This is a genomic window from Aquipuribacter hungaricus (assembly GCF_037860755.1).
GTDB classification, from domain to species: domain Bacteria; phylum Actinomycetota; class Actinomycetes; order Actinomycetales; family JBBAYJ01; genus Aquipuribacter; species Aquipuribacter hungaricus.
Genome location: NZ_JBBEOI010000123.1, coordinates 1 through 11,070, shown reverse-complemented (window position 1 = coordinate 11,070; position 11,070 = coordinate 1). Strand labels below are relative to the sequence as shown.

The 11,070-nt window shown below is 76.0% G+C and carries 10 protein-coding genes and 1 pseudogene; 7 read left to right on the top strand and 4 right to left on the bottom strand.

Going from position 1 to position 11,070, the window contains the following annotated elements; translation table 11 throughout:
• Both WCS02_RS12820 and WCS02_RS12815 read left to right on the top strand, forming a co-directional pair.
• A partial coding sequence (locus WCS02_RS12820; protein ID WP_479688804.1) for a class I SAM-dependent methyltransferase occupies positions 1 to 476 on the top strand: 476 nt, incomplete at its 5' end.
• A gap of 90 nt (positions 477 to 566) precedes the next feature.
• Entirely contained in the window at positions 567 to 2,261 is a 1,695-nt protein-coding gene (locus WCS02_RS12815; RefSeq protein ID WP_340293810.1) for an alpha/beta hydrolase, read from the top strand.
• A 120-nt stretch (positions 2,262 to 2,381) separates the two neighbouring features.
• Here the strand turns inward: WCS02_RS12815 and WCS02_RS12810 are convergent, their stop codons facing one another.
• On the bottom strand, positions 2,382 to 3,263 hold the full coding sequence (locus WCS02_RS12810) for an aldo/keto reductase (protein WP_340293807.1): 882 nt from the start codon (positions 3,261 to 3,263) through the stop codon (positions 2,382 to 2,384).
• Positions 3,264 to 3,300: 37 nt separating this feature from the next.
• Complete coding sequence (locus tag WCS02_RS12805; RefSeq protein ID WP_340293804.1) at positions 3,301 to 4,101, bottom strand: DsbA family oxidoreductase; 801 nt, start codon at positions 4,099 to 4,101, stop codon at positions 3,301 to 3,303.
• Positions 4,102 to 4,225: 124 nt separating this feature from the next.
• On the opposite strand from WCS02_RS12805, the gene WCS02_RS12800 reads away from it, so the two are divergent.
• The 4 genes from WCS02_RS12800 (at position 4,226) to WCS02_RS12785 (ending at position 8,367) form a co-directional block, all read left to right on the top strand.
• Positions 4,226 to 5,116, top strand: a complete 891-nt coding sequence (locus WCS02_RS12800) for a class I SAM-dependent methyltransferase (protein WP_376983977.1) — start codon at positions 4,226 to 4,228, stop codon at positions 5,114 to 5,116.
• 77 nt (positions 5,117 to 5,193) lie between these two features.
• Complete coding sequence (locus tag WCS02_RS12795; protein WP_340293801.1) at positions 5,194 to 6,531, top strand: DUF2252 domain-containing protein; 1,338 nt, start codon at positions 5,194 to 5,196, stop codon at positions 6,529 to 6,531.
• A gap of 133 nt (positions 6,532 to 6,664) precedes the next feature.
• Positions 6,665 to 7,750, top strand: coding sequence for an S-(hydroxymethyl)mycothiol dehydrogenase (locus tag WCS02_RS12790; RefSeq protein ID WP_340293798.1), 1,086 nt, complete (start codon positions 6,665 to 6,667; stop codon positions 7,748 to 7,750).
• Positions 7,750 to 8,367: an MBL fold metallo-hydrolase gene (locus tag WCS02_RS12785; protein WP_340293795.1), complete on the top strand. Its 618-nt coding sequence runs from the start codon at positions 7,750 to 7,752 to the stop codon at positions 8,365 to 8,367. The genes WCS02_RS12790 and WCS02_RS12785 overlap by 1 nt, the downstream gene beginning before the upstream one ends.
• 56 nt (positions 8,368 to 8,423) lie before the next feature.
• On the opposite strand, the gene WCS02_RS12780 is transcribed toward WCS02_RS12785, so the two are convergent.
• Positions 8,424 to 8,753: a hypothetical protein gene (locus tag WCS02_RS12780; RefSeq protein WP_340293792.1), complete on the bottom strand. Its 330-nt coding sequence runs from the start codon at positions 8,751 to 8,753 to the stop codon at positions 8,424 to 8,426.
• Positions 8,754 to 8,847: 94 nt separating this feature from the next.
• Positions 8,848 to 10,359 carry a diguanylate cyclase domain-containing protein gene (locus WCS02_RS12775; protein WP_340293789.1) on the bottom strand — a complete coding sequence of 504 codons (1,512 nt, stop codon included), beginning with the start codon at positions 10,357 to 10,359 and terminating at the stop codon, positions 8,848 to 8,850.
• 210 nt (positions 10,360 to 10,569) lie between these two features.
• On the opposite strand from WCS02_RS12775, the pseudogene WCS02_RS12770 reads away from it, so the two are divergent.
• Positions 10,570 to 11,070: pseudogene (locus WCS02_RS12770) on the top strand (N-acetylglucosamine-6-phosphate deacetylase); the annotation flags it as partial.

Below are 11,070 nucleotides of genomic sequence, written 5' to 3'. Positions count from 1 at the left end.
GCCTCCGACTTGCCGCCCGGGCCCCCCCCCGGCTCGCCGCGGTCGGCGCCGACCTCAGCCGCCCGCTGCCGCTGGCCGACGGGGCCACCGGGCCGGACGGCGTCGTCACCGCGGTGTTCGCCCCGCTGCCCGGCGACGACGAGCTCGCCCGGGTGAGCGCGCCGGGCGCCCGCCTGGTCGTCGTCACGCCGACCACCGCGCACCTGGCCGGCCTGCGGCAGCGGCTCGACCTGCTCGACGTGCCCGCCGGCAAGCCCGAGCGGCTGCAGGCACGGCTGGAGCCGGTGTGGGAGCCCACCGGCCGGCACGAGGTCACCGCCCAGGTGCGCCTGGACCCGGCGCTGGCCGGCGACGTCGTGGCGATGGGCCCGAACGCCTGGCACACCGACGACCGGCTCCGGGCCGCGCTCGCCGACCTCCCCGGTGCCGTGGACGACACCGTCGCGGTGACGCTGTCCACCTTCCGCCGCCGCTGAGGCGACCGGCCGGCACGCCGGGGCTGGCGTCCTGTCCGGGGTGAGGGGCAGGGTGTGCTGCGACACCGTCGCATCCCTCGGGGGGAAATCATGGTCCGTCGTCCGCTCGTCCCTGCCCTGCCGGCCGCCGTGCTGGTCGCCGTCCTGGCGCTCGGCTCCTCGGCCGCCGCGTCGCCACAGGCCCCGGAGGGCGGGGTCGACCACGCGGCCGAGGCCGCCGCCACCGCCCGGGCCGCCGCGGCAGCCGGGCCCCTCGACTGGCAGCCGTGCGGGGAGGGCCTCGAGGCGTTCCTCTGCGCCACGCTGGAGGTGCCGTCGGACTACGACGAGACCGACGGCCCGACGACCACGCTCGCGCTCACCCTGCTGCCCGCCTCCGGCACCCCGGAGCAGCGCATCGGCACCCTGCTGACCAACCCGGGCGGCCCGGGGGGCTCCGGGGTGGACTTCGTCCAGCAGTCGGCCCCGTACGCCTACACGCCCGAGGTGCTCGCGGCCTACGACGTGCTCGGCTTCGACCCCCGCGGGGTCTCCCGGTCCGACCCGGCCACCTGCTTCGCCACCGCGGCGGAGGAGCTCGGGGACCGCTTCCTCCAGCTGTCGTACCCGCTGGGGGTGCGCGAGGAGAGCCGGTTCCAGGCCGAGAGCCGCCGGTTCGCCGTGCGCTGCAACGCGGTGTCAGGTGACCGGTTCGCCACCTCGTCCACGGCCGACGTGGCACGGGACATGGACGTCGTCAGGCGGGCTGTCGGCGACACGACGCTGCACTACGCCGGCTACAGCTACGGCACCTACCTCGGCGCCACGTACGCGCGCCTGTTCCCCGCGACCGTCGGCCGGTTCGTCCTCGACGGCACCGTGGACCCGCTCGCCTGGAGCGGCACGGGCACCGGCGACGCCGCCTCCGACGTCCCGCTCGGCATCCGCACCCGCCAGGCGGCCGGGGCCGACGAGTCGCTCGACGAGTTCACCCGGCTCTGCCGCGAGGCCGGCCCGCAGGGCTGCTCGCTCGCCGCGCTCGGCGACCCGGCCGTCACGGTGCCGGCGCTCTTCGACCGGCTGGCCACCGACCCCTACGAGCTCCCGCTGCCCGACGGCACGACGATCGAGATCGACCAGCAGCTCGCGGTCCTCACGACGTTCCAGACGCTGTACTCCCCGGCCGGCTGGCGCGACCTGGCCGACCTGCTCCTCGCCCTCAGCCTGCCGGTGCCCGACCCGCAGCAGGTCGGCGCGGCGGCGGTGGGGACCCGCGGCCAGCTCGGCGCCGCGCTGCGGCAGGAGGACTACCCGTCCGTCGGCGGCAACCTCGCGAGCCTCTGCGTGGACACCCTGCAGACGGGCAGGCCCGAGGACTACGACGAGGCGATCGACGCCTACGACGCGCAGCACCCGTACTTCGCCCGGGCGCGCGGCTGGGTCGGCCTGCCGTGCGAGCACTGGCGCCCGGCGGCCGAGGACCGCTTCACCGGGCCGTGGGAGCAGACGACGCAGGCACCGGTCCTGGTCATCGGCACCCGGTTCGACCCGGCCACGCCGTACAGCCAGACGCAGCCGTACGCGGACCTCTTCCCGGCGGCCGGGACGGTCACGCTCGACGGCTGGGGGCACACGGCGATCGGCAAGAGCGCGTGCGTCGACGCCCGGATCACGGCCTACCTGGTCGACGGGGAGACGCCGGCCGACCTGGTGTGCGCGCCGGACACGACGCCCTTCCAGGCTCCGTCGCCGGGCGCCCGCTCCGTGCCGCGCCCCGACGTCCCCGCCGGTCTGCCGCAGTACTGACGGGCGCTGTTCCGACGCAACGGCACCCTGCGTCGCACCCCGGACGCCACGACGGCACCCTGCGACGGCTAGACCGTCGGAGGGTGCCGTCGTGGCGAATCAGGGGGAGGGCGGGGTGGGTCAGTCGGTGGCGTCGAGCGCCAGGACCTCGTCGGGGGTCAGCGTCACCGTGACGGCCTCGGCCGAGGCGCGCGCGGTCTCCGGGCGGCTGGAGCCGGGGATCGGGATGACGACCGGGGACTTGGCGAGCATCCACGCGAGGGTGGCCTGCTGCGGGGTCACGCCGTGGGCCTCGGCGACCTGGGCGAACGGCGCCAGACCGGGGGTGAGCTCGGCCGCGCTCTTGATGCCGCCGAGCGGGCTCCACGGCAGGAACGCGATACCCAGCTCGTCGCACAGCTGCAGCTCGGGCTCGCTGCTGCGGAAGGACGGCGAGTACTGGTTCTGAACGCTGACCAGCCGGCCGCCCAGCACGTCCTGCGCCTCGCGGATCTGGTCGGGCGTGGCGTTGCTGATCCCGGCCATCTGGATGACGCCCTCGTCGAGCAGCTCCACCAGCGCGCCGACGGACTCCGCGTAGGGGACCGAGGGGTCGGGGCGGTGGAACTGGTGCAGGCCGATGGCCTCGACGCCGAGCCGCTGCGCGGACGCCCTGGCGGCGGCCTTGATGTGCTCGGGGCGGCCGTCCTGGGTCCACGAGCCGTCGCCGGGGCGGAGGTGGCCGGACTTGGTGGCGACGAGGACGCTGTCGCGGTCGCCGCCCCACGACGCCAGCCCCTCGGCGATGAGCGTCTCGTTGTGCCCGACCTCGTCGGCGTGCAGGTGGTAGGCGTCCGCGGTGTCGATGAACGTCACGCCCGCGTCGAGGGAGGCGTGGATCGTGGCGACCGAGCGCTCGCGGTCCGGGCGGCCCTCGATGGACATCGGCATGCCGCCGAGGCCGATCGCGGACACGGCGCGCTCGCCGATGGTGCGGGTGGGGAGCGTGGTGGGACTCGTCATGCGGTGGTGCTCCTTCGCTGCTGCTGGGAGGGGACGGTCACTGCTGGGGGACGGCGCACCCGTCGGGCCCGCAGGCCTCGCCGGTGCCGTCGGTGGCCGTGCCGGTCGCGCCGGCGATCGGTGCCGCGCCGACCGTCACGAGGGTGGGTACCCGGTCTGCGGCCGCCCTACGCAGGGCCTCGGCGAACACCTCGACGGGCTGCGCGCCGGAGACGCCGTAGCGGCCGTCGACGACCGTGAACGGGACGCCGGTCGCGCCGTAGGCGGCGGCCTGGGCCTGGTCGGCGGTCACGTCGCGGGCGTACGCGGCGCTGGACAGGACGTCGTCGACCTGCTGGTCGGGCAGGCCCGCGCTCGTCGCGAGCTGCCGGAGCACCGCGTGGTCGGACACGTCCTGGCCCTCGGTGAAGTACGCCCGGAGGAACCGCTCCTTGACGCGGTCCTGCAGGCCCTGGCTGCCGTCGGCGTCCAGGGTCGCGGCCAGGTGGACCAGCCGGTGGGCGTCGGCGGTGCTGCCGCGGACGGCGCGCTCCAGGTGGAACTCCAGGCCGTCGCCCGCAGCGACCTCGCTGACGCGGGCGTTCATCTGCAGCCCGGCCTCGCGGCCGCCGCCGTACTTCTGGCCCAGGTGCGACGCGACGTCCTCGCCGTGGCCCGGCTCGCCGGGGCGGGGCGCGGACGGGTCGAGCTGGAACGAGCGCCAGACGAGCCGGACGTCGACGCCGGTCTGCTCGACGGCGGCCTCGAGGCGGCGCTTGCCGATGTAGCACCAGGGGCAGACGACGTCGGACCAGACCTCGACGGTCAGGGGCTCGGGACGGGAGGTGGTGTCGCTCACCCCTCTGGCAACCGTGCGCGGGCAGAAGCTGTTCCGGCGTCGCCGTATCAGCGGGCCACGGGGGCCCTCCTGGTGGACGGGTCGTCGCCGACCGGCGGGCCCGCGCCGTCTCCAGGAGGTCACCATGCCGAGCACCGCACCCGGGACCGGGAGCGACGGGGTCGCGGTCGTCCCCGGCCGTCCTGTCCCCGACCAGGCCGACCCGGCCGACGACGCCCTCAAGGCCCGGCACCGCGCGATGTGGGCCTCCGGGAGCTACGCGACCGTGGCCTCGGAGGTCATCCCCGTCCTCGGCCCCGTGCTGGTCGAGGCCTGCCGGCCCGGCCCGGGGGACCGCGTCCTCGACGTGGCCGCGGGCACGGGCAACGCGGCCCTTCCCGCCGCCCGCACCGGGGCCGACGTCACCGCCACCGACCTCACGCCCGAGCTCCTCGACACCGGCCGCGAGGCCGCCGAGCAGGCCGGGCTGCGCCTGACCTGGCAGGCCGCCGACGCCGAACGGCTCCCCTTCGACGACGCCTCCTTCGACGTCGTCATGTCGTGCGTGGGGGTGATGTTCGCCCCGCACCACCGGCGCGCGGCCGACGAGCTCGTGCGGGTCTGCCGGCCGGGCGGCACCGTCGGGCTGCTGTCGTGGACCCCCGGAGGCTTCGTCGGGCAGATGCTCGCCACCATCCGGCCGTTCGCCCCGGCCCCGCCCCCCGGCGCGCAGCCCCCGCCCCTGTGGGGCGACGAGGCGCACGTCCGCGACCTGCTGGGCGACCGCGTCGTCGACGTCGACGCCCGCCGGCAGAGCCTGGAGGTCACCGCCTTCGGCTCGCCCGAGGAGTTCCGCGAGCTCTTCAAGGCCTGCTACGGCCCGACCGTCGCCGTCTACCGCTCCCTGGCCGACGACCCGTCGCGGACCGCCGGGCTCGACGCGGCGCTGGACGACCTGGCCCGGCGGCACGGCCTCGACGACGGCGGCACGTCCATGGCGTGGGAGTACCTGCTCCTCACCGCGCGCCGCGCGTAGCCGCGGACCGCGGGCCGTCGACCCCGACGGCACCGCCAGGGGGTGGCGCGGGGGCCGGGTCCGCGGTACCCAGGCCCATGACCGCTCCCGAGACGCGCACCGGGTTCATCGTCGACACGCTGGTCGACGCCTTCGCGGACCTCGTCGAGGCGGACCAGACCGCGTTCCGGCGCCGCTTCCGGACCATGGCCAAGGACCCGTTCTCGTTCTACCGCGGGTCGGCCTGCCTGTTCTTCGCCGACCTGGAGGGCAGCGAGGACCGCTGGGCCGACGACCGCACGTCCCGGGTGTGGATCCAGGGCGACCTGCACGCGGAGAACTTCGGCACGTACATGGACGGCGACGGCGCGCTCGTGTTCGACGTCAACGACTTCGACGAGGCCTACCTGGGGCACTTCACGTGGGACCTGCAGCGCCTCGCGGCCAGCGTGGCGGTGCTCGGCTGGGCCAAGGCCCTGTCCGACGGCGACATCGAGCGCCTGCTCACCACCTACCTGCGCGCCTACCTGGACCAGGTCCGCACCTTCGCCGAGCAGGACCGCGACCACGAGTGGTCGCTCCGCCTGGGCACGGCCACCGGCGCGGTGGAGGGCGCCCTGCAGCGGGCCCAGCTGTCGACCAGGATCGGGCTGCTGGACTCGATGACCGTCGTCGAGGACTACGCCCGCCGCTTCCGGCAGTCGTCCACCACCCGGCTGCTGGACGACGAGGAGCGGGAGGTCGTCGAGGCCGGCTACCGGTCCTACCTCGACACCGTCCCGGACTCCAAGCGGCTGGGCAGCCTCACCTACGAGCTCAAGGACGTGGTCGGCAGCACGGGCTTCGGCATCGGCAGCGCCGGCCTGCCCGCCTACCGCCTGCTCGTCGAGGGCCACACCCAGGCGCTGGAGAACGACGTGGTGCTCACCATGAAGCAGGGCGCCGTGCCCGCGGTGAGCCGGTCCTTCCCCGACGCGCACGCCGAGCGGTCGTTCGAGCACCAGGGGCACCGGACCGCGGTCAGCCAGCGGGCGCTGCAGGCCCACGCCGACCCGTGGCTCGGCTGGGTGCGGATGGACGGCGGCCGCCACCACGGCGTCGGCTTCGTCGTGCGGGAGCTGTCGCCGTACGAGGCCGACCTCGACTGGTCGGAGCTCACCGAGCCGGACGAGATCGACGAGGTGCTCGACCAGCTCGGCCGCGCCACCGCCAAGGTGCACTGCGTCTCCGACGTCGACGACGAGTCCACGCCGCTCGTCGACTTCCAGACCGAGGACGCCGTCGTCGCGGTGGTGGACGGCCGCGAGGACGAGCTGGTCGCCGAGGTCGTCGCCCTGGGCCTGGAGCACGGCGCCCGGGTGCGCGAGGACCACCAGCTCTTCGTCGACGCCTTCCGCTCCGGCCGGATCCCGGGGGTCGGGCCCGGCGCCGGCTGAGCCGTGGCCGGGTCGTCCGCCGCGGCTCTCGTCGTCGCACCTGTCGCGGGGGGCGCGCGGAGGAGGTCGTGCGGGAGGATGCGGGAGACCGCACGCGGCGCCCGCGCCGTGCCGCCAGCCGAGGGAGAACCGCATGCCGTACGAGGTCCAGGGAGTCGTCACCCGTGCCAAGGGGGAGCCGGTGACGCTGGAGACGGTGCTCGTGCCGGACCCGGGCCCGGGCGAGGTCGTCGTCGACGTCCAGGCCTGCGGGGTCTGCCACACCGACCTGCACTACCGCGAGGGCGGGATCGGCGACGACTTCCCGTACCTGCTCGGGCACGAGGCCGCCGGCGTGGTGTCCGCGCTCGGCGAGGGCGTGACGAACGTCGCCGAGGGCGACTTCGTCGTCCTCAACTGGCGCGCGGTCTGCGGGCAGTGCCGCGCCTGCCGCCGGGGCCGCCCCTGGTACTGCTTCGCCACGCACAACGCCTCCCAGCCGATGACGCTGGCCGACGGCACCCCGCTGAGCAACGCGCTCGGCATCGGCGCCTTCCAGGCCAAGACGCTCGTGCACTCCGGGCAGTGCACCAAGGTCGACCCGGAGGCCCCCGCGACGGCGGCCGGGCTGCTCGGCTGCGGCGTCATGGCCGGCTTCGGTGCGGCGGTCAACACCGGCGCCGTCACCCGCGGGGACTCCGTGGCGGTCATCGGCTGCGGCGGGGTGGGGGCGGCCGCGGTCGCCGGTGCCGCGCTCGCCGGCGCGACGACGGTGATCGCCGTCGACCTCGACCCGGCCAAGCTCGAGCTCGCCCGCGGGTTCGGGGCGACGCACACGGTCGACCCGGCCGACGGCGACGTCGTCGAGGCCGTCCAGGCGCTCACCGGCGGCTTCGGCGCCGACGTCGTCATCGACGCGGTCGGCCGGCCCGAGACCTACCGGCAGGCGTTCTACGCCCGCGACCTCGCCGGCACCGTCGTCCTCGTCGGCGTCCCCACGCCGGAGATGACGCTGGAGCTGCCGCTGCTCGACGTGTTCGGCCGGGGCGGCTCGCTGAAGTCGTCCTGGTACGGCGACTGCCTGCCCGACCGGGACTTCCCGATGCTGGTCGACCTGTACCGGCAGGGCCGGTTCGACCTCGACGCCTTCGTCACCGAGACGATCGGCCTCGGCGACGTCGAGCAGGCGTTCGCCCGGATGAAGGACGGTGGCGTGCTGCGCTCCGTCGTGGTCATCTGATGGCCGGCGCGCTGCGGGTCGACTCCACGGTCACGTCCGGGACGTTCAGCCTGGACGGGCAGACCTACGACGTCGACAACAACGTGTGGGTGCTCGGCGACGACGACGAGTGCCTGGTCGTCGACCCGGCGCACGACCTGGACGCGGTGGCCGCGCTGGCCGGGGCCCGCCGGGTGCTGGCCGTCGTGCTCACCCACGCCCACGACGACCACTGCCGGGAGGCGCCGGCCGCCGGTGCGCGGTTCCGGGCGCCCGTGCTCCTGCACCCCGCCGACGCCCCGGTGTGGCGGCTCACCCACGGCGACCTGCGCTGGGACGCCGACCTGGCCGACGGGGACGTGCTCGACGTCGCCGGCGAGCAGGTGCACGTCCTTCACACCCCCGGCCACAGCCCCGGGTCGGTGTGCCTGCACGTGCCCGCCCTGGGCACCGTGCTCACCGGCGACACCCTGTTCCAGGGCGGCCCCGGTGCCACCGGCCGGTCCTACAGCGACCGGCCCACCATCGAGGCGTCGGTCCGGTCCCGGCTGTTCGTCCTGCCCGACGGCACGGTGGTCCGGACCGGCCACGGCGCGTCGACGACGGTCGGCGAGGAGGCGGAGGCACTCGGCCGCTGAGGTCGGGGCCGCTGAGGCCTGGTTCGAGACCCGGGCGGGCGCGCCGCCCGCCCGGGTCAGCGGTCCCGGTCCCCCGGCGTCTTCTTCGGCGGCTTCCCCCGCCAGGCCAGGCTCCGGGCGTCGAGCTCCCGCAGCAGCGGGTCGCCCTCGGCGGCGATCCGCTCGGCCAGGGCGACGGCCCGCGCCAGCTGCTCGTCGTCCAGGGCGGTGAAGGCCGGACGGACCGGGCCGAGGACGTCGTACCAGCGGGCGCCCACGGCGTTGTCCAGCACGATCCGCCCGAAGCAGTGGTCGGCCGTCACCACCCAGCGGCCCTCGCGGGCGCGGGCGGGCAGCTCCCGCAGGACCAGGCGGCGGTAGGTCGCCAGCCGCTCGTCCCGGTCCACCGGACCATGGTGCGGGCGGCACGCCCCGGTGTCGCGGCAGCACCGGCCCGGCTCAGCAGGCCGGCGTCCGGGACCAGCGGACCGGTGTCCGGGCTCAGCGGACCGGCTGGTCCCGCCCGGCGCGCTTGTCGGCGTACATCCGGGCGTCCGCGCGCTCGAGCAGCGCCTCGGCCAGGTCGTCGGGCTCCAGGTCGAGCGCCCGCGGGCCGAGGTCGGCCACGGTCGCGGTGCCGATGCTCAGCTCGACCCGCAGCAGGGTCGTCGGCAGCTCCACGTGCAGCTTCTCGGAGGACAGGATCTCCTCGCGCAGCAGGTCGGTGGTCCCGGGCGGGGCGCTGGGCAGCAGGACGACGATCTCGTCGCCTCCCAGCCGCCCGACCGTCCCGGCGGCGCCGACCACGTCGCGCAGGGTCGCCGTCACGGCGGTGAGCACCTGGTCGCCGACGCGGTGGCCGTAGGTGTCGTTGACCGACTTGAACCGGTCGACGTCGCAGAACAGCACGGCGGTGCTCGGCGTGAGGCTCCGGGCGACCTCGGCCAGCCAGGCGCCACGGTCGAGCACGCCGGTGAGGGTGTCGTGCTCGGCCACCCAGCGGATCTGCTCGAGCGCGTCGATGCGGGCCAGCGACTGCTCGCACAGGGCGGCCAGCGTCGCCACGGCCGTCCGGTCGCCCTCGACGAAGGTGTGCCGGTTGGCCCGCGGGCCGACGACCAGCCAGGTCTCGGGGTCCGACCCGGCCACCCGGGCGCCCTCCTGCTCCGGTCCGGGCGGGGTCGTGCCGACGGTGGCCGGGGCGGCCGTGGCCTCCTCGGCGGCGCTGACGACCGCGGCCAGCACCTGCTCGCGCGACGTCGCCTCCTGGCAGCCGGCAGCGGCGCTGTACAGCGCCCGGGCCCGGGCGTGCTCGGTGAGGGCGAGGGTGCTCGTGCTCGTGGCGTGCAGCAGTGCGGCGGCGACCGGCGCCAGCAGCAGCAGCGCCCACGGCTCGAACACCAGCAGCAGCGCGGAGAGGGCGGCCGTGCAGTTGACGGCGAGCACCGTGGCGCCGCCGACCAGGCCGCCCGGGTCGGCCAGGGCGGCGCGCACGGTGCCGCCCTCCACCCGGGCCACCCAGGCCGCGCTGAGCACCAGGTCGACCGCGACGTAGGCCACGCTGCCCGCGACCAGCGCGACCAGGTCCCAGGGGCCGGCGTGGTCGGGCGTGAGCGGCCCGCCGAGCGCGACGGCGACCGACGAGCGGACCAGCAGGGCGACGGCGACGAAGGCCGCCCCCGCCAGGGACGACAGGACGATGTTGTAGGCGCGGACGGCGGGGCGGCGCCCGCGGTAGGTGGCCTCGGAGACGGTGTAGCCCACGAGCCAGAACAGCCAGGCCACGAGCCCGAGGACGACGAGGTCACCGGCACCCGTGCTCGTCGGCAGCACCAGGGCGCTGACCCACAGCACGAGGGCGAGCACGGCGCCGTCGAGGGAGAACACCATGGCGCCGCCGAAGCCCACGAGGCGCAGCGGGCGGCGGCTCATGAGCGCGGTCGCGGGCGCGGCCAGGGCGAGGAGCCCCAGCAGCGGCAGACCGTGCACCGAGTACGCGAGCAGCGAGGTCATCGTGTCCCCTCTGTCCGCGACGGACGACTCCCAGGTGCTCATCGGCCCGCGGGGGTCGCGACCTGAGCCCTGGGGGACGGCTGTCTGCGGACGCACCGAGGGTACGCACCCGGCGGCCGGACGGACAGGGTCTCGGTCACGGCGCGTGGACGAGGTGACCACCTGCGTGACGGGACCACCCGGTCGCCGCGGCCTCGGTACGGTCGCCCGGTGACGGTGCTGCGCGGCCCCGCGGTGCTGGCCGACGACGTCCTGGCGGACGCGGTGGTCCGGCTCGAGGGCGGGCGTGTGGTCGAGGTGCGGCCCGCCCGCTCGGGCGACCCGGCGGCGGCCGGGACCCTGCTGCCGGGGCTGGTCGACGTGCACTGCCACGGTGGCGGCGGGGCGTCCTTCGCCACCGACGACCCCGACGAGGCCGACGCCGCGGCCGGGTTCCACCTCGACCGGGGGACGACGACCGTCGTGGCGAGCCTGGTCACCGACGGGCCGGGGACGCTGCTCGCGCAGTGCCGGCTGCTCGCCGGGCTCTGCGGGGACGGCGGCCCGGTGGCCGGCATCCACCTGGAGGGCCCGTTCCTGTCCCCGGCCCGGCGGGGGGCCCACCCCGCGCACCTGCTGCTGCCGCCGGACCCGGCCGTCCTGGCCGGGCTCCTCGCCGCGGGCGCCGGCCACGTCCGGCACGTCACGCTCGCGCCCGAGCTGCCCGGCTAC

Bases quoted from the DNA above. Each gene is read 5' to 3' on its own strand.
- WCS02_RS12815 (WP_340293810.1), top strand. From the start codon at position 567: ATGGTCCGTCGTCCGCTCGTCCCTGCCCTGCCGGCCGCCGTGCTGGTC.
- WCS02_RS12810 (WP_340293807.1), bottom strand. From the start codon at position 3,263: ATGACGAGTCCCACCACGCTCCCCACCCGCACCATCGGCGAGCGCGCC.
- WCS02_RS12800 (WP_376983977.1), top strand. From the start codon at position 4,226: ATGCCGAGCACCGCACCCGGGACCGGGAGCGACGGGGTCGCGGTCGTC.
- WCS02_RS12795 (WP_340293801.1), top strand. From the start codon at position 5,194: ATGACCGCTCCCGAGACGCGCACCGGGTTCATCGTCGACACGCTGGTC.
- WCS02_RS12790 (WP_340293798.1), top strand. From the start codon at position 6,665: ATGCCGTACGAGGTCCAGGGAGTCGTCACCCGTGCCAAGGGGGAGCCG.
- WCS02_RS12785 (WP_340293795.1), top strand. From the start codon at position 7,750: ATGGCCGGCGCGCTGCGGGTCGACTCCACGGTCACGTCCGGGACGTTC.
- WCS02_RS12775 (WP_340293789.1), bottom strand. From the start codon at position 10,359: ATGACCTCGCTGCTCGCGTACTCGGTGCACGGTCTGCCGCTGCTGGGG.